Origin of the sequence: Pseudomonas sp. 8BK (assembly GCF_902506475.1) — a bacterium.
Classification (GTDB): Bacteria; Pseudomonadota; Gammaproteobacteria; order Pseudomonadales; family Pseudomonadaceae; genus Aquipseudomonas; species Aquipseudomonas anguilliseptica.
The window spans coordinates 237087-254279 of record NZ_LR733252.1 but is presented as its reverse complement, the minus strand read 5'-3'; the positions used below and the strand labels follow the sequence as shown (position 1 = coordinate 254279).

The window sequence follows — 17193 nt, the reverse complement described above, 5'->3', positions numbered from 1 at the left end:
TCGCTGATGCAGGCTTTATTGCAAAGTGTGTTGCTCGATAAATTCCTGCGGTTGCAGCCCTTCACGACTGACCAGCCGATTCAGTTCAATGCGCGGCAAACGCACGGCCAACAGACTACTACCGTCCTCGGCATGCGACTCGCTCTGCACCGCACCCAAGGCGAAGAACTGTGCACGCAAACGCCCCAGGCGCTGCGGCAACTGCAATGTAGCGACAAACAGATCATCGCCCAACAACTCGGCTATAGCCTGACGCAACAACGGCAAACCACGCCCATCACGCGCCGACAGCCAGACCCGCTGCGGCTTGCCATCGGCATCGCGCTGAATCTGCGGCTCCACGCCCTCAAGCAAATCGAGCTTGTTATACACCTCAAGCATCGGCAGCTCATGGGCACCAATCTCACCCAGCACCGCCAACACCTGCTCGATCTGCTGATCGCGCTCGGGCTCGTGGGAGTCGATCACGTGCAGCAGCAGATCAGAATTGCTCGACTCCTCAAGGGTCGCGCGGAATGCCTCGACCAGCTTGTGCGGCAAATGCCGGATAAAACCCACGGTATCGGCGAGCACGATCGGCCCCAGGTCATCCAGATCCAGGCGGCGAAGGGTGGGATCAAGGGTGGCAAACAGCTGATCGGCCGCGTAAACGTCCGAGGTGGTCAGCGCATTGAACAGAGTCGACTTGCCGGCGTTGGTGTAACCCACCAGCGACACCGAAGGAATATCCGCCCGCTGGCGGCCGCGCCGCGCCTGCTCACGCTGGCTGCGCACCTTTTCCAGCTTCTGCTTGATCTGGCGAATCCGCACGCGCAACAGGCGGCGATCGGTTTCCAGCTGGGTTTCACCCGGACCGCGCAGACCGATACCACCTTTCTGCCGCTCAAGGTGAGTCCAACCGCGCACCAGTCGCGTACTCATGTGGTCGAGCTGGGCTAGCTCGACCTGCAACTTGCCTTCATGAGTACGCGCGCGCTGTGCAAAAATGTCGAGGATCAGACCGGTACGGTCCAATACTCGACACTCGAAAGCACGCTCAAGGTTACGCTCCTGACTGGGCGTAAGGACGTGATTGAAGATAACCAGATCAGCCTCGGCGGCTTTGACCTGATCACGCAGTTCTTCAACTTTGCCACTGCCGATCAGGTACTTGGCCGTCAGCCGGTTGCTCGGAACACTGAGGAACGCGACAGTTTCAGCACCGGCCGAGATGGCCAGCTCCTGAAACTCCTGCGGATCCTCGCGCGCCTCGGAATTTTGGCCGTCCAGATGTACCAGAATGGCCCGCTCTCCACCTTCATGGCGCTCGAAGAACAATGCAGCCTCCTAAATCAGGCGTTACCAGGCTCAGCTTCAGCTTGCTCGGTTTCGCTGGCGCTCGGCAGACGCACCGGACGGCTAGGCACTACAGTGGAAATGGCGTGTTTATAGACCATCTGGCTGACAGTGTTTTTCAGCAAAATCACGAACTGGTCGAAAGATTCGATCTGGCCTTGCAGCTTGATGCCGTTAACCAAATAAATAGAAACCGGGACGCGTTCCTTACGCAAGGTATTCAGGTAAGGGTCTTGTAGCGAATGCCCTTTTGACATGTGCCGCACTCCTTTAAGGATCAATTTTCAATAATTTTTAGTAAACCAACGAACGGCTTAAAGCCGTCATACCCCCAAGGATAGACGGCCAACGGCAAGGTCTCAGGTCAATATGGAGACCGCTACCAGGTATTTCAAGGCACGCGGCAGATTGTCGCAGTCGGCGCTATCTAGCCAGTGCACATCCTGCTGCCAACCACGTAACCAGGTGAACTGTCGCTTGGCCAGCTGGCGCGTGGCGATAATGCCGCGTTCCTGCATCTGCTCAGCGTCGAGGTTGCCGTCCAGATAATCCCAGACTTGGCGATAACCCACCGCCCGTATAGACGGTAGACCAACGTGCAAGTCACTTCGCTGACGCAGGCGTTCGACCTCGGCAACCAACCCCTGTTCCAACATCAGGCGAAATCGCAGGGCAATTCGCTCGTGCAACAGCTGCCTTTGTGCCGGAGCAATGGCCAATTGCGCCACAGTATAGGGGAATTGGCGTGCAGCCGATGCGCCAGCAGCAGTATTTTCTGCCGCCTGGCGCTGACGATGAACGGTCATGCTTTGCCCGCTGACATGATAGACCTCAAGGGCGCGAATCAAGCGCTGCGGGTCATTGGGATGGATACGCGCCGCCGATTCCGGGTCGACCGCACGCAGCTCGGCATGCAGCACCTCCCAACCTTCGGCCTGGGCGCGCGCCTCCAGCTCGGCCCGCAACGCCGCATCGGCACTGGGCATGTCGGCAAGACCTTCCAGTAACGCCTTGAAATACAACATGGTGCCGCCCACCAGCAGCGGAATACGTCCGCGCGCGGTGATTTCAGCCATGGCCGCCAGGGCATCGGCACGGAACTCGGCCGCCGAATAGCTTTCGGCCGGGTCACGGATATCGATTAGGCGATGAGGGAACTCGGCCAGCGTGGCCTTATCCGGCTTGGCCGTGCCGATGTCCATGTCACGGTAGATCAACGCAGAGTCGACGCTGATCAACTCGCACGGCAGCACCCGCGCCAGCTCGATGGCCAGATCGGTTTTGCCGGCTGCGGTCGGCCCCATCAGGAAGATCGCCGGGGGCAGGCACTCGGACATGCTTATAACTCTCTAAATGGCACGGCGCTTAGCGGCCGCGCAGGAACAGCTTGTCCAGGTCATCCATGCCCATCTGCGTCCAGGTCGGACGCCCATGGTTGCACTGACCGCTGCGCTCGGTGTGCTCCATATCGCGCAGCAAGGCGTTCATTTCCGGCAGGGTCAGGCGCCGGTTGGCGCGCACGGCACCGTGACAGGCCATGGTGCCGAGCAGCTCATTGAGGTGCGCCTGAATCCGGTCGGTAGTGCCGTATTCGAGCAAATCGCCCAGCACATCCTGAACCAGGCGGGTCGCTTCGGCCTGTTTGAGCAACGCTGGAATCTGGCGAATTGCCAGGGTTTCCGGGCCCAAGCGCTGTAACTCAAAGCCAAGCCTCTGGAACCACTCGGCATGCTCTTCGGCGCAATCAGCTTCACGCTGACTCACCGCAATCGACTCTGGCACCAGCAGTGGCTGGCCACGCAGGCCTTCACTGGCCATGGCAACTTTAAGCCGCTCGTAGGTGATGCGCTCATGGGCGGCATGCATATCCACCACCACCAGGCCTTGCAGGTTCTCGGCGAGGATATAGATACCCTTGAGCTGGGCAATCGCGTAACCCAGCGGTGGAATATCCCCTTGCGCATCCGGCAGGACCGCTGGCGCCGGCGTATTGGCCAGCGGAGTGAAATATTCGCGGTACGCCCCTTGAGCCTCGGCAGCCGGCAACGGGGTTTCCGGGCGGTAGCCCTGATAGCCGGCACCCGGCGAACGCCAGACGGATGCATTGGGCACAGGCTCAAGCAGACTGGCGGCCAAGCCGATTTCACCCTGCGGGCCAAACTCGCCAGCCGCCTGCCCCGTAGGGCGCACCATCTCTGCCACCGCCGCCGGAGCAGCGAGCTGATCCTCGGGACGAACCTCACCCAAGGCTCGGTGCAGCGTGCCGTAGAGAAAGTCATGCACCATGCGGCCATCACGGAAGCGCACTTCGTGCTTGGTCGGGTGCACGTTGACGTCAACCACCGATGGGTCAATTTCCAGAAACAGCACAAAGGTCGGATGACGACCGTTGAACAGCACGTCACGGTAGGCTTGGCGCACCGCGTGGGCGACCAGCTTATCGCGCACCATGCGACCATTCACATAGAAATACTGCAGATCCGCCTGACTACGGGAAAACGTCGGCAAGCCCACCCAGCCCCACAGATGCAGGCCGTTGCGCTCGATATCGATGGGCAGCGCCTGCTCGAGAAACGCCGGGCCACAAACCGAGGCCACCCGCCGCGCGCGGCCCTGTTCATCCGGCGCCTCATGCAGGCCGAGCACAGTCTTGCCGTTGTGGCGCAGGTGGAAGGCCACGTCAAAGCGCGCCAGGGCCAGGCGCTTGATCACTTCCTGCAGGTGATCGAACTCGGTCTTTTCAGTCTTGAGAAACTTGCGCCGCGCCGGGGTGTTGAAGAACAGGTCGCGCACTTCCACCGAGGTGCCGACCGGATGCGCCGCAGGCTGAACCCGCGGCTGCATATCGCGACCTTCGGTCTCCACCTGCCAGGCCTGCTCGGAACCTTCGGTGCGCGAAGTCAGGGTCAGACGCGCGACGGAGCTGATCGAGGCCAGCGCCTCACCGCGAAAACCCAGGCTCATCACCTGCTCGAGGTCTTCCAGCTCGCGGATCTTACTCGTGGCGTGGCGGGCCAGCGCCAGGGGCAAGTCGTCCGGGGAGATACCACTGCCGTTGTCGCGCACTTTGAGCAACTTGACGCCGCCCTGCTCAACATCCACTTCAATGCGTTTGGCGCCTGAGTCCAGGCTGTTTTCCAGCAGCTCCTTGATTACCGAGGCAGGACGCTCGACCACCTCACCGGCAGCAATCTGGTTCGCCAGCCGCGGGCTGAGCAGCTGGATACGCGCGGCTTCACTCATGGCTGCGCAGCCAAAGCAGTGGCGGGAACCTGCAGACGCTGACCGACCTTGATCACATCGCTTTTCAGCGAGTTGGTACTGCGCAGCACGGCCAGGCTGACCTGATAGCGCTGCGCAATCAGCGCCAGACTTTCGCCGGAGCTGACCACATGCTCGCGCGGGCCGAGGGCAATCTTGCCGTTGTCACGCAGCCAGGCCACGTGAGTGCCGGGCGGCGGATTTTCATGGAAGAACTGCCGCACACCCGTAACGATCGAGCGCGCCAGCGCTTGCTGATGGCTGGCACTGGACAGTTTTCGGGCTTCATTGGGGTTGGAGATAAATCCGGTTTCCACGAGGATCGACGGAATATCCGGCGACTTCAGCACCATAAAGCCGGCCTGCTCCACCCGCCGCTTATGCAGTGGCGTCACCCGCCCCATATTGCCCAGCACCTTATTACCGACGTTCAGGCTGGATGACAGCGAGGCGGTCATCGATAGATCAAGCAATACTCCGGCAAGCATCTTGTCCTTGTCGTCCAGGCTGACGTTGCCGGCGCCACCGATCAGGTCCGACTGGTTTTCGGCATCTGCCAGCCAGCGCGCGGTCTCCGAGGTGGCGCCGCGATCTGATAGGGCATACACCGATGCACCGAATGCAGCGGCACGCGGCGCAGCATCGGCATGGATGGAAACAAACAGATCGGCGCCCTTCTTACGGGCAATCTCGGTGCGTTTGCGCAGCGGGATAAAGTAGTCACCCGTGCGCACCAATTCGGCACGGAAGCCCTTCTCAGCATTGATCTGCCGCTGCAGTTCCTTGGCGATCGCCAGGGTCACGTGCTTTTCATACTGACCTTTGACCGGCGACAGTGCGCCCGGGTCTTCGCCGCCGTGGCCGGCGTCGATGGCAATCACGATATCGCGCTTGCCATTGGGCACTGGCGTCAGCTTCGGCGGGGCCTGCGTCGGCGTTACCGGCACCTGGGGGGCAGTGGTTACAGGGGTAGCGGGTAGATTGGGGGCAGCGCCACTTTCCTGGTCAAACAGGTCGACCACTAGGCGATGGCCATACTGCTGATTGGGCGCCAGGGTAAAGCTTTTTGGTGTGACCGCTGCTGACAGGTCAATCACCACACGCAGATCATCCGGGGTGCGCTGCGCCGAGCGTACACCGGTGATCGGGGTATTACTCAAGGTCAGTTGATCGAAGCTGGTAGCCAGTTTGGCCCCACTGACATCAATGACGATACGATTGGGCGCGGACAGCAGGAAAACGCTGTGCTGCACGGGGCCGGACAGGTCAAACACCAGGCGAGTGTTATCCGGCGCACGCCACAAGCGGACACTGCGCACATCCGAAGCGGCCATTACATCGGCGACCAACGCCACCAATGCCACTCCAATTGCGATGAAACGCGCGCCTATGCGCATAGCCAACCCCATATTAAATTCATGCCCCGACGGCCAAAATGGCACACCAGGCGTTGCCGCGCTCGCCTTGCGCCCGCAGATGCAGCGCCCGCCCGGCTCCATGCGGGCTAATGGTAATGTCCATGTCCGCCTTTGGCAAAACGCCTGCGCCGCGTTGCGGCCACTCGACCAGGCACAGTGCATCGCCTTCGAAATAGTCGCGAATGCCGAGAAACTCCAGCTCCTCGGGATCGACCAAGCGGTACAGATCGAAGTGAAAGGCCCTCACCGCACCGAGCTCGTAGGGTTCGACCAGGGTAAAGGTCGGGCTTTTTACCGCCCCAGCATGCCCCAGCCCACGGATAATTCCGCGCGACAAAGTGGTTTTACCGGCACCAAGATCGCCATGCAGATAGATCACCCCCACGCCGCCGGTCGCCTCGGCGATGCGCGCCCCCAGCGCCAGCATCGCCTCTTCATCGGCGGCAAACAGTTCTAACTCAGACACGCAGACTGCTCCTGCAACAATTGACGAATAACCGCACACAAATCACTGGCCGCCAGACCACGGCCCTGCTGCGCCAACTGCTCACCTGCGCAGGCATGCAGATAGACCGCCAGCTGGGCCGCCTCCAACGCAGGCAAGCACTGAGCCCGCAGCGCACCGATCAAACCGGCCAACACATCGCCCAAGCCAGCTCCGGCCATGACTGGATGGCCGCGATCACACAACCACAAACCGCCATCCGGCGCGGCAATCAGGCTGCCTGCGCCTTTCAGCACGCATACCGTTTGATAGCGCCGCGCCAGGGCGCGTGCGGCGGCCGGGCGATCGGCCTGCACCTCAGCCGTGCTGATATCCAGCAAGCGCGCGGCCTCACCGGGATGTGGCGTCAGCACGGTGTTGCCCGGCAACTGAACCTGCGCTTGCGCCAGCAGGTTCAACGCATCGGCATCCCAAACCTGCGTAGCCTGGCTGGCCGCAGCCGCAGATAACAGACTGCGCCCCCAGGCGCCCTGCCCCAGACCTGGGCCAACCACCCAAACGCTGGCATTCACGCCCAGCGTCAGCAGCTGATTGGCCGAGGCCACGCCGGCAGTCATTACCTCGGGCAAGCGCGCCTGCGCTGCCGGCAAATGCTCGCCACGGGTCGCCAGGCTGACCAACCCGGCGCCGGCGCGCAAAGCACTTTGCGCCGCAAGTAGACCAGCACCGGCAAAGCCGCGATCGCCGCCCACCACCAGCACATGGCCCAGCTGGCCCTTGTGCACGCTGCGCGAACGCATCGGTAACTGCGGCAAACTGGCCGGTGTCAGGCGCTGCGCGGTAAAGGCCTGAATAGCGACCAGTGCCGCGTCGGCCTGCAGATCAGCAAACTGCAACTCGCCCAGGTAATCCGCCGACTGCCCGGTAAACAGGCCCAGCTTCAGGCCGATCAGCGTGACCGTCAGCGCTGCACGCACGGCAACGCCCAGCACCTGCCCGGTATCGGCACAGAGCCCGGACGGCATATCCACCGCCAGCACCGGCAGACCGCTGGCATTAAGCAAACGGATAGCCTGGGCATAGGGTTCACGCACGGCGCCCTGCAAGCCCGTGCCAAGTAGAGCATCGAGCACCACACCCTGCAGCTCGGCGCATTCGCTCCAGGGCTGCACCGACACACCGGCGGCCAGCGCCTGATCGCGGGCCAACGCCGCATTGCCCTGCAACTGCGCCTTATCACCGACCGCCAGCACCTGCACCCGCCACCCCGCACGCAGCGCCAACGCGGCAACCAGATAGCCATCACCGGCGTTATTACCGCGCCCGGCCAGCACCGTCAGCACACCGGCATCCGGCCAGTGCCGGCGCAAAGCACGCCAGATGGCATGTGCGGCGCGACTCATCAGATCGAAACCCGGCGTGCCGGCCGCGATCAATCGCGCATCCAGTTCGCGCACTTGTGCGGCGCTGTACAGCGGCAGAGGAAGATTGTCAGGCGAATGCAGCATGCGTCGGCTCCGATGTCTGGCAGAATTATACCCACCTGCGCCCCGGTTACCCGCCTCATATGAATACTGACACCCTTGACCTTATCGCCCTCGCCCAGTCGATCAAAGACTGGGGCCGCGAGCTGGGCTTTCAGCAGGTCGGGATTGCCGATGTGCAACTGGGCGAGCACGAGGCGCACCTGCAGCGCTGGTTGGACGCCGGCTACCAGGGAGAGATGGACTATATGGCCGCCCACGGCAGCAAGCGCTCCCATCCGGACGAACTGGTGCCCGGCACCCTGCGCGTGGTGTCGCTGCGTATGGATTACCTGCCCGGCGACACGCAGATGGTGCAGCGCCTCGCCCAGCCAGAGAAGGCCTACGTGTCGCGCTACGCCCTGGGCCGCGATTACCACAAGCTGATCCGCAAACGCCTGCAACAACTGGCCGAACGCATTCAGCAACAGATAGGGCCATTTGGCTACCGCGCCTTTGTCGACAGCGCGCCGGTGCTGGAAAAGGCCATTGCCGAACAGGCCGGGCTCGGCTGGATCGGTAAGAACACCCTGGTGCTCAACCGCAAGGCCGGCAGTTACTTCTTCATTGGCGAGCTGTTTGTCGACCTGCCGCTGCCCGTCGACCCGCCACATGCCAGCGAGCATTGCGGGCGCTGCACCGCCTGCATGGATATCTGCCCCACCGCCGCCTTTGTCGGCCCCTATGTGCTGGACGCGCGGCGCTGCATTTCCTACCTGACCATCGAACTCAAGGGATCAATCCCTGAAGAGCTGCGCGCGCCCATCGGCAACCGGGTGTTCGGCTGTGACGATTGCCAGATGGTCTGCCCGTGGAACCGCTTTGCCAAACCCACCGAGCAGAGCGATTTCCAGCCGCGCCACAGCCTGGACAACGCCGAGCTGGCCGAGCTGTTCTGTTGGAGCGAAGAGGAATTTCTCAGCCGCACCGAAGGCTCACCGCTGCGCCGCGCCGGCTATGAGCGCTGGCTACGCAACCTGGCCGTCGGCCTGGGCAATGCGCCCTCCAGCATCCCAGTGCTGGAAGCGCTCAAGGCACGCCGCGAACACCCCTCCGAATTAGTCCGCGAGCATGTCGAGTGGGCTCTGGCGCGCCATGGCCTGTAACCGAACACAGAAAAAAGCCCGCAATTGCGGGCTTTTTCATGCATCACACTTTGAGAAAGTGCTGACGGTAGTGCTTCAGTTCAGCGATGGATTCACGGATATCATCCAGAGCCTGATGCGTGCCCTGCTTCTGGAACGACGCCTTGACCTGCGGCGCCCATAGGCCGGCGAGAATTTTCAGGGTGGAGACATCCAGATAGCGGTAGTGGAAGTAGGCTTCCAGGTTCTGCATATATTTGTAGAGGAAACGCCGGTCCTGGCCAATGCTGTTGCCGCAGATCGGCGACTTGCCCTTCGGCACCCACTGTTCAAGGAAAGCGATGGTCATGGCTTCCGCTTCGGCCGGGCCGATGGTGCTTTCGCGTACGCGCTGGGTCAGGCCGCTCTGCCCGTGAGTACGGGTGTTCCACTCATCCATGCCGGCCAGCAGCTCATCACTCTGGTGCACGGCAATCACCGGCCCCTCGGCGAGGATGTTCAGATCGCTGTCGGTGACGATGGTGGCCATCTCGATGATGACGTCTGTTTCAGGCTCCAGACCGGTCATTTCCAGGTCGATCCAGATCAGGTTATTGGCGTTCTGCATGCGCGGCTCCTCAACTAAGGCCGACAGTTTAACAGGCCGCCGGAAAACTACTGCGCTCGGCTGTAGCGCATTGAATTCAAGCCGCGCCGCGCATGCGCCACAACAGCAGTCGGGACTTGCGCCAGTCGCGCAGTTCGATCTGCTGATCCGCAGGCTGCCCCGGCACCTCGAAAGTGTTGCTGATCAACAGGCTGCCGGCCGGCATCTGCGCGCTGACCTTGGCCCACAGCTCGGGCATCGGCGCTGGAGACAGGAAGCAATACACCACGTCAAATACCGACAGGTCTGTACGCCAGAGATTCTCGTAGCGGATCTGGCAATTACGCTGCGGTACGGCGCGTAACCAGGCGATGGCGAAGGACAACGGCGCGGTCTCCACACCGACAAACTGCGCCTGCGGATAATGGCGAGCCAAGTTCAGTAGCGTGCCGGCAGGACCGCAGCCCAGATCGATAAAGCGAAACTGCGCGGGTTGCTGGTCAAGCACTGCGCGCAAATGCTGACGCGTACCGGCTGCAGTCAGGTATAACGGCACCCGCTCGCCAAAGCTGTTCCAGTTGAGCAGCAGCAACAGAAAGAAACCGCCAAGAAACACCCAGGATGGCAGCGGCGCGCCACTGGCCAGCAGCAGCGCCGGAACGAACAGCAGATTCAATCCGCACCACCAGCGCGACAATCCCAGATAGCGCGCCAGCGTGGCAGCCAGCAAGCCTTGCAGCAGGCCAGCTGCCATCAGCGTCGGTCGCCAGGGTGACAGCTGAGCGATCAGGTACAGCGCCAAACCGACCAGCAGGGTCGCACCCAATTGAGCAGACAAGGCCAGCAGCGCCGGATAGTGGCGGACAACGCGCAGCATGCAGACTCCTCAACCGCCCGACCGATGATGCGCCGCAGTTTAGCCGTGCCAGCAGCTCAATAGGCAGCCCGTGCTAGACTCGCGACCGTTTATTGCGCAATTCAACTCTCGGAAGCCCCATGGCCAAACGCCAACTCAACCGCCGGCAAAACTGGCGTATCGAAAAAATCCAGGGCGAGCGCGCCGCACGTGCCGCCAAGCGCGAGTCACAGGCAGTACAGATTCTTGAAGGCGGCGACCTCGGCCCGGAACAGACCGGCCTGGTCATCGCTCACTTCGGCGTACAGGTCGAAGTAGAGGCCCTGGATGGCGAACTGGCCGGCCAGGTATTCCGCTGCCACCTGCGTGCCAACCTGCCGAGCATGGTCACCGGTGACCAGGTGGTATGGCGCGCCGGCAATCAGGGCATTGGCGTGATCGTCGCGCAACTGCCGCGCAGCACCGAACTCTGCCGCCCGGACACTCGCGGCCAGCTCAAGCCAGTCGCGGCCAACGTCGACCTGATCGTAATCGTCTTCGCGCCGCTGCCTGAGCCCCACGCCAACCTGATCGACCGCTACCTGGTAGCCGCCGAGCACGCCGGCATCCGCCCGCTGTTGTTGCTGAACAAGACCGACTTGCTGGATGAGCAGAACGCCGTGGCCCTCAACCGCATGCTCGGCGTGTACCGCGAACTCGGTTATCCGCTACTGGAAGTGTCCGCCCATGGCGGCGACGGCATGCAACAGCTGCAACAGCAGCTCGATGGCCATGTCAGCGTGTTTGTCGGCCAGTCCGGGGTGGGTAAATCGTCGCTGGTCAACAGCCTGTTGCCGGAAGTCGATACCCGCGTCGGGCCACTCTCCGAACTGACCGGCAAAGGTACTCACACCACCACCACCGCGCGGTTGTTCCACTTCCCGGGCGGCGGCGAGCTGATCGACTCCCCCGGGATTCGCGAGTTCGGCCTGGTGCACGTCAGCCGCGACGATGTCGAAGCCGGCTTTATCGAATTTCACGACCTGATCGGCCAATGCCGCTTCCGCGACTGCAAGCACGACCGCGAACCCGGCTGCGCCCTGCTAAAGGCGCTGGAAGAGGGTCGCCTGCACCCACAGCGCATGGCCAGCTACCGGCATATTCTGGCCAGCCTGCCGGAAGCCGAGTACTGAAAGAACTGCCAGGGCGATTTTTAACGTCGCGCCGCGACGCGCCCGCAGGGTGGCCGCCAGAGATGGCAGACCATCAACAAAAAAGGCCGCGACAAGTCGCGGCCTTTAAACATACAGCCACAGCTCATTCAGCGGGCTGATCGAACTGCAACACGCCATCTTCGAAGATATTCAGTCGCTCGCGTAACTGCCCATCGGGCAGCGGTTCGCCGGGCACGACGGGGGGCGTGATGGCAGGCGCATCCGGAGAGTTTCCCGCCTCAGCAGGTGGATCAGCCGAATCACTTTGCGAGCCCTCAATGGCCCGCTGGGCTTTCTTGGTCAGCACCACGATATCGATACGTCGGTTGACCGGATTAAGCGGGTTCTCCCGATCAAACAAGGCCGAGGAGGCATAGCCCACTACCCGTGCGACCTGTTCGTCGTCATAGCCGCCGGCAATCAGCACGCGCCTCGCCGCATTGGCACGATCAGCGGACAGCTCCCAGTTGCCGTAACCGCCGCGCCCGACAAAGGGCGCGGCATCGGTATGACCACTGACGCTGATCTTGTTCGGCACCGCAGCGATAGTGTCGGTCATGGCCAGCAGGATATCTTCGAAATACGGCTGCAAACGCGCGCTACCGGAGGCGAACATCGGCCGGTTTTCGGCATCCATGATCTGGATACGCAGGCCGTCCTGGGTGATTTCGAAGAGGATCTGATCCTTGAAGTTCTGCAGCTGAGGGTTTTCCTCAACCTTGTTCTGCAATTCCTGCAACAGCAACTCCAGCCGCTCACGCTCAACTTCTTCGGCTATCGACTCGGCCTGCAGCTTGTCCACATCGGCTTGCGAATCCTCGGCAGGACTTTGTTCTTCCTGCGGCTCCGGGTTAAGGGTGCGGTCGGGAGCCGGGGTCGGTGTACCGCCCAGGTCGATCACATAGGGGCTAGCACTTTCGGAGAAGCCCACAGGGTCCTGAAAGTAGCCGGAAATCAGTTTTTTCTGCTCGGGCGTGGCCGAGGACATCAACCACATCACCAGAAAGAACGCCATCATCGCCGTGGCAAAGTCGGCGAAGGCGATTTTCCAGGCACCTCCGTGGTGGCCACCGGCAACCTTCTTGACCCGCTTGACGATAATCGGCTGGTTATTTTCCATGGCTCGCGTTAGCCCCCACGCATGGCCTGTTCAAGCTCGGCAAAGCTCGGACGGTGCGCAGGGAACAGCACCTTACGCGAGAACTCCACTGCCAGCGATGGCGGCATACCCGAGGCCGAAGCCACCAGACCGGCCTTAATCGCCTCATAGACGTTCAGTTCTTCCTTGGCATCGTGCTCCAACGCACCCGAGAGCGGGCCGAAGAAGCCGTAGGAAGCCAAGATCCCGAGGAAAGTACCCACCAACGCGGTACCAACCTTCTGGCCGATCTCCGCGTTATCCGCCTCGGCGAGGATCGACATGGTGATCACGATGCCCAGCACCGCCGCCACGATCCCCATGGCCGGCATACCATCGGCCACCTTGGCCACAGCATGCGCCGGGTGTTCGAGTTCTTCCTTGAGGCTGGCGATCTCCATGTCGAACAGGCCTTCCAGTTCGTGCGGAGCCATGTTGCCGGACGACATGATGCGCAGGTAATCGCAGATGAAAGAGGTCATCTGCTGATCTTTGAGGATGCCGGGATACTTGCTGAAAATCGGGCTGGCGGCCGGGTCTTCGACATCCGCTTCGATGGCCATCATGCCTTCGCGGCGGCTCTTGTTGAGAATCTCGTACAGCAGCTTGAGCACATCCAGGTAGTAGTGATGCGTAAAGCGTGAGCTGAACATGCTCAGCGACTTCTTGAACACATGCATAAAAGCGCTACCCGGGTTGGCCTGCAGGAAAGCACCCAACGCCGCACCACCGATGATCATCACCTCGAAGGGATGCACCAACGCCATAAACTGGCCACCGGAAAGAATAAAACCGCCCAACACGCTGGCGAATACAACAATGATGCCGATGATTTTTGCCATAGAAAGAGACTTGCCAGAGAGGGTAGAAAGGGGCTGTGCAAAACAACCCTTCTATTTATCGGAAGTTTTGCGCGAGACTATAGCCAGTTAAGGTCAAAAGCCAGCTTGTCTCAACCCGCATGCCAAAGCCCGCCCACTATCCGCGCACCCTGACAGACTGGCTCAAGCAGCTGGACAGCCAGCTATTGCCTGCCTCCCTCGAAAGTCAGCAAAAGCTGCGCCGTGCCCTGGCAGACAGTAATCGCTCCATGCGCGAGTTGGCGGATTTGATGCAAAATTGCCCTGCCTTGGCGCTAAGCGTCTTGCGTGAAGCCAACCGCAAGAGCAGTGGGCTGAGCGAGCAAACTGAAAGCCTCGAAGCGGCGATCAGCCGCCTCGGCATCAAGCGCACCGAAGACCTGCTCAATGCCCTGCCCGCACTCCCAGAGCAGGAGTTACCCAAAGCGCTGCGGCAAATTCTGCTGATCAGCCAGCATGCCAGCCACCAGGCCAATGGCCTGTTTGCTGGCCGCCTGGCGCGGTTGTGGCAAGAAGTACACTGGGGCAGCCTGCTGTTTCTCGCGCCGATCTGGACCTTGCTCGCCGCCCACCCTGAACTGTTCGACGTGTGGGAGCAGCGTGTGCTGGTCAAGGGCGAAGCCGCGAGCAAGGTGGAGCAGGAGTTGCTCGGCGTACCGCTGCTGAAGCTCTGCCTGGCCCTGAGTGAGCAATGGCATTTACCGGAGTGGGTTACTCAGGGCTATCGGCTGCTGGTCAGCGATCGACGTCTGCTGGTCAAGGCACTGCATATCGCCCGCGACAATGAACATCCACTGCATCAGCAACAAACTCTCGACGCCGACAGCAACCTGCGCCGCTGGTTGACACAGCCGGCCAACAGCATTCTGCTGGCCAACGGCCTGGCACTGTCCGCGCACTACGCCTGGAACAGTCCGCATAGCCTGCGCTGGCAGCGCCTGACCGGTTTATTCCTGCAACTGCCGCTCGATAACGTGCAACAGCTGCTGCACCAGAATGCCGTCAGCAGCGCCCGACAGATGCCCGGTACCGACCTCTGGCACCCGGCCGAAGCGCTACTCTGGCCATGGCAGGCGCGGCACCTGCAAACCATAGTCGAACAGCCCAAGCCCGCAGTTGTCAGCGAGTGGCGCCAGCAATGCGCGCACCTGCTCGCCCTGCCCAGCGCGTTCAGCAATGTGTTGCAGCTGACCGCCTGCGCCAATCAGGCAATCCAGGCCTGCGGTATGCAACGGGTACTGATTTTGCTGGCCGACCGCAACCACACACGCCTGATCGCACAGCAGCAGAGCGGCCTGGACAAAGCCGCCGCCAGCCTTAGCCTTGATCCGCAGCAAAGCCAGGTGCTGCGCCGCCTGCTCAGTGCCCCCGCGCAGCTAAAACTGAGCCCGGCCAACATCGCGCAGTTTTCCGCCATGCTGCCTGGTTCGCTGAAGAGCCTGTTCCCCAGCGAGCATTTGCTGATTCGCTCAATCGCCAGCAACAACCGCGTGGTTATGCTGATCTTTGCCGATCAGGGTGGCACGGCACTAAGCGATGCCTGCGTGCAGGGCTTCGGCAAAACCGTGCAATGCATTGAGCGCGCGCTGGCCAGCTTTGCCAACCGCGGGCGCTAGGCTTTCCGCTACAATCCGTCCCTTTCCTGCAAAAAGAGGCCCGGCATGACCGCCTTCGCTGAGTTGCCCTTGCTGATCGAACCCGCGCAACTGGCCAGCCGCCTGAATGCGCCCGAGCTGATCCTGGTCGACCTGACCAACAACGCCCGCTACACCGCCGGCCATATCCCTGGCGCACACTTTGTCGACCCCAAGCGCACCCAGCTGGGCCAACCGCCAGCCCCTGGCTTGCTGCCTGAGCAGGCTCAACTTGAGCAATTGTTCGGCGAACTCGGACACAACCCCGATGCCGTCTATGTGGTGTATGACGATGAAGGTGGCGGCTGGGCCGGACGCTTTATCTGGCTGCTGGATGTAATTGGTCACACGCGCTACCACTATCTGGACGGTGGCCTGCACGCCTGGCTGGCAGAAGAGCGCGAGCTCAGCAGCGCAGTGCCGGATACCGGTACACAAGCTGTTGCACTGCAGCTGAACAGCGCGCCGACCGCGACCCGCGAATACCTGCAAAGCCGCCTCGGCGCTGCCGACCTGGCCATCTGGGATGCCCGCGCACCCAGTGAGTACAACGGCGAAAAAGCCCTGGCGCAAAAAGCCGGGCACATCCCCGGCGCCATCAACTTTGAATGGACTGCCGGGATGGACCCAGCCCGAGCACTGCGCATCCGCGAGGATATCCAGACACAACTCAACAGCCTCGGCATCACCGCCGACAAAGAAATCATCACCCACTGCCAGACCCACCACCGCTCCGGCTTTACCTACCTGATCGCCAAGCTGCTCGGCTATCCACGGGTAAAAGCCTATGCCGGTTCCTGGGGCGAGTGGGGCAACCACCCCGACACTCCGGTCGAGCGCTAAGCCCCGCAGACCGCCCGCCACTTTTAAGGAACGCCAATGAAAGATCGTCTGTTTATCCTTAGTCAGTACCTGCTGCCGCACCACCTACTGTCGCGCCTGATCGGCTGCGCTGCGGAATGCCGCGCCGGCTGGTTCAAAAATCGCCTGATCGGCTGGTTCGCCAAGCAGTACCAGGTCAATATGAGCGAAGCCCAGGTCGAAGACCTGACCGCCTTTGTCCACTTCAATGACTTCTTTACCCGTGCCCTGAAAGACGGCGCCCGCCCGCTCGACGACAGCCCTGGCGCAGTCCTCAGCCCGGCCGACGGCGCGGTCAGCCAGCTTGGCAAGATCGAACAAGGTCGGGTGTTCCAGGCCAAAGGCCACAGCTTCAGTGTGATTGAGCTGCTGGGCGGCGACACGGAGCGCGCAGCGGCCTTTATGGGCGGCGACTTTGCCACCATCTACCTCTCGCCCAAGGACTACCACCGTGTGCATATGCCGCTAGCCGGCACCCTGAAAGAGATGGTCTACGTGCCAGGCCGGCTGTTCTCGGTCAACCAGACCACTGCGGAAAATGTGCCCGAACTGTTTGCCCGCAACGAGCGCGTGGTCTGCCTGTTTGACACCGAACGCGGCCCAATGGCCGTGGTCTTGGTTGGCGCGATGATCGTGGCGTCGATCGAAACCGTTTGGGCGGGCTTGGTCACGCCACCCAAACGCACGTTGAAAACATTCAGTTACGACGAAGCTGCCCGCGCACCAATTGTGCTGGAGAAAGGCGCAGAACTCGGCCGTTTCAAGCTGGGCTCAACCGCCGTCGTGCTGTTTGGCCCGGAGCAGGTGCAATGGGCTGAAGAACTGGCCGCCAACAGCCCGGTACAGATGGGCCAACGCCTCGCCGCGCCACGCGGCTAATCTGCCAAACCGGCACTGTCAGCCTATACGGACAGTGCCGTGAGACCGGACAGAGTGAACCTCTGAGCATGAAAACCAGTCACAACAAAGACTTCCAGATGATTTGAGTGTCGCGCCAG

16 protein-coding genes are annotated in these 17193 nt (G+C 61.6%); 5 read left to right on the top strand and 11 right to left on the bottom strand.

Features of this window, described 5'->3' with window-relative positions:
- Nucleotides 1-15: 15 nt before the first annotated feature.
- The 7 genes from hflX to ACIN8IBEIGE_RS01065 all read right to left on the bottom strand — a co-directional run bounded on the left by hflX (nt 16) and on the right by ACIN8IBEIGE_RS01065 (nt 7967).
- Nucleotides 16-1317, bottom strand: coding sequence for a ribosome rescue GTPase HflX (gene hflX / locus ACIN8IBEIGE_RS01095; RefSeq protein ID WP_160013030.1), 1302 nt, complete (start codon nt 1315-1317; stop codon nt 16-18).
- Between the two features lie 14 nt (nt 1318-1331).
- Complete coding sequence (gene hfq, locus ACIN8IBEIGE_RS01090; RefSeq protein WP_090249679.1) at nt 1332-1592, bottom strand: RNA chaperone Hfq; 261 nt, start codon at nt 1590-1592, stop codon at nt 1332-1334.
- Between the two features lie 102 nt (nt 1593-1694).
- The gene (miaA, locus tag ACIN8IBEIGE_RS01085) at nt 1695-2672 is read right to left on the bottom strand and encodes a tRNA (adenosine(37)-N6)-dimethylallyltransferase MiaA (protein WP_160013029.1); all 978 of its coding nucleotides are present in this window, start codon (nt 2670-2672) and stop codon (nt 1695-1697) included.
- A 28-nt stretch (nt 2673-2700) separates the two neighbouring features.
- Nucleotides 2701-4578: a DNA mismatch repair endonuclease MutL gene (gene mutL / locus ACIN8IBEIGE_RS01080; RefSeq protein WP_160013028.1), complete on the bottom strand. Its 1878-nt coding sequence runs from the start codon at nt 4576-4578 to the stop codon at nt 2701-2703.
- Nucleotides 4575-6005 (bottom strand): N-acetylmuramoyl-L-alanine amidase, encoded by a 1431-nt coding sequence (locus tag ACIN8IBEIGE_RS01075; RefSeq protein ID WP_372239975.1) that lies wholly within the window; start codon nt 6003-6005, stop codon nt 4575-4577. Before ACIN8IBEIGE_RS01075 ends, mutL begins: the two co-directional genes overlap by 4 nt.
- Before the next feature lie 7 nt (nt 6006-6012).
- Complete coding sequence (gene tsaE / locus ACIN8IBEIGE_RS01070) at nt 6013-6480, bottom strand: tRNA (adenosine(37)-N6)-threonylcarbamoyltransferase complex ATPase subunit type 1 TsaE (protein WP_160013026.1); 468 nt, start codon at nt 6478-6480, stop codon at nt 6013-6015.
- Nucleotides 6468-7967, bottom strand: a complete 1500-nt coding sequence (locus ACIN8IBEIGE_RS01065) for an NAD(P)H-hydrate dehydratase (protein ID WP_160013025.1) — start codon at nt 7965-7967, stop codon at nt 6468-6470. Before ACIN8IBEIGE_RS01065 ends, tsaE begins: the two co-directional genes overlap by 13 nt.
- Nucleotides 7968-8026: 59 nt before the next feature.
- Between ACIN8IBEIGE_RS01065 and queG the strand changes: the two genes are divergently transcribed.
- Entirely contained in the window at nt 8027-9088 is a 1062-nt protein-coding gene (gene queG, locus ACIN8IBEIGE_RS01060) for a tRNA epoxyqueuosine(34) reductase QueG (protein ID WP_160013024.1), read from the top strand.
- A 43-nt stretch (nt 9089-9131) separates the two neighbouring features.
- Here the strand turns inward: queG and orn are convergent, their stop codons facing one another.
- Together orn and ACIN8IBEIGE_RS01050 are read right to left on the bottom strand one after the other, a co-directional pair.
- On the bottom strand, nt 9132-9674 hold the full coding sequence (orn, locus tag ACIN8IBEIGE_RS01055; RefSeq protein ID WP_160013023.1) for an oligoribonuclease: 543 nt from the start codon (nt 9672-9674) through the stop codon (nt 9132-9134).
- A gap of 76 nt (nt 9675-9750) precedes the next feature.
- Entirely contained in the window at nt 9751-10530 is a 780-nt protein-coding gene (locus ACIN8IBEIGE_RS01050) for a class I SAM-dependent methyltransferase (RefSeq protein WP_160013022.1), read from the bottom strand.
- A gap of 119 nt (nt 10531-10649) precedes the next feature.
- Between ACIN8IBEIGE_RS01050 and rsgA the strand changes: the two genes are divergently transcribed.
- Complete coding sequence (gene rsgA / locus ACIN8IBEIGE_RS01045; protein WP_160013021.1) at nt 10650-11681, top strand: small ribosomal subunit biogenesis GTPase RsgA; 1032 nt, start codon at nt 10650-10652, stop codon at nt 11679-11681.
- 124 nt (nt 11682-11805) lie between these two features.
- Here rsgA and motB read toward each other — a convergent pair whose 3' ends face one another.
- Nucleotides 11806-12822 (bottom strand): flagellar motor protein MotB, encoded by a 1017-nt coding sequence (motB, locus tag ACIN8IBEIGE_RS01040; RefSeq protein WP_160013020.1) that lies wholly within the window; start codon nt 12820-12822, stop codon nt 11806-11808.
- A gap of 8 nt (nt 12823-12830) precedes the next feature.
- Nucleotides 12831-13682: a flagellar motor stator protein MotA gene (gene motA, locus ACIN8IBEIGE_RS01035; protein WP_160013019.1), complete on the bottom strand. Its 852-nt coding sequence runs from the start codon at nt 13680-13682 to the stop codon at nt 12831-12833.
- Between the two features lie 119 nt (nt 13683-13801).
- On the opposite strand from motA, the gene ACIN8IBEIGE_RS01030 reads away from it, so the two are divergent.
- The 3 genes from ACIN8IBEIGE_RS01030 to asd are packed head-to-tail and all read left to right on the top strand — an operon-like array spanning nt 13802 to nt 17074.
- A complete protein-coding gene (locus ACIN8IBEIGE_RS01030) occupies nt 13802-15316 on the top strand; it encodes an HDOD domain-containing protein (RefSeq protein WP_160013018.1) in 1515 nt (504 codons plus the stop codon).
- A gap of 45 nt (nt 15317-15361) precedes the next feature.
- Nucleotides 15362-16177: a rhodanese-like domain-containing protein gene (locus ACIN8IBEIGE_RS20875; protein ID WP_256665017.1), complete on the top strand. Its 816-nt coding sequence runs from the start codon at nt 15362-15364 to the stop codon at nt 16175-16177.
- A 36-nt stretch (nt 16178-16213) separates the two neighbouring features.
- Nucleotides 16214-17074, top strand: coding sequence for an archaetidylserine decarboxylase (gene asd / locus ACIN8IBEIGE_RS20870; protein WP_256665016.1), 861 nt, complete (start codon nt 16214-16216; stop codon nt 17072-17074).
- Nucleotides 17075-17193: the final 119 nt, after the last annotated feature.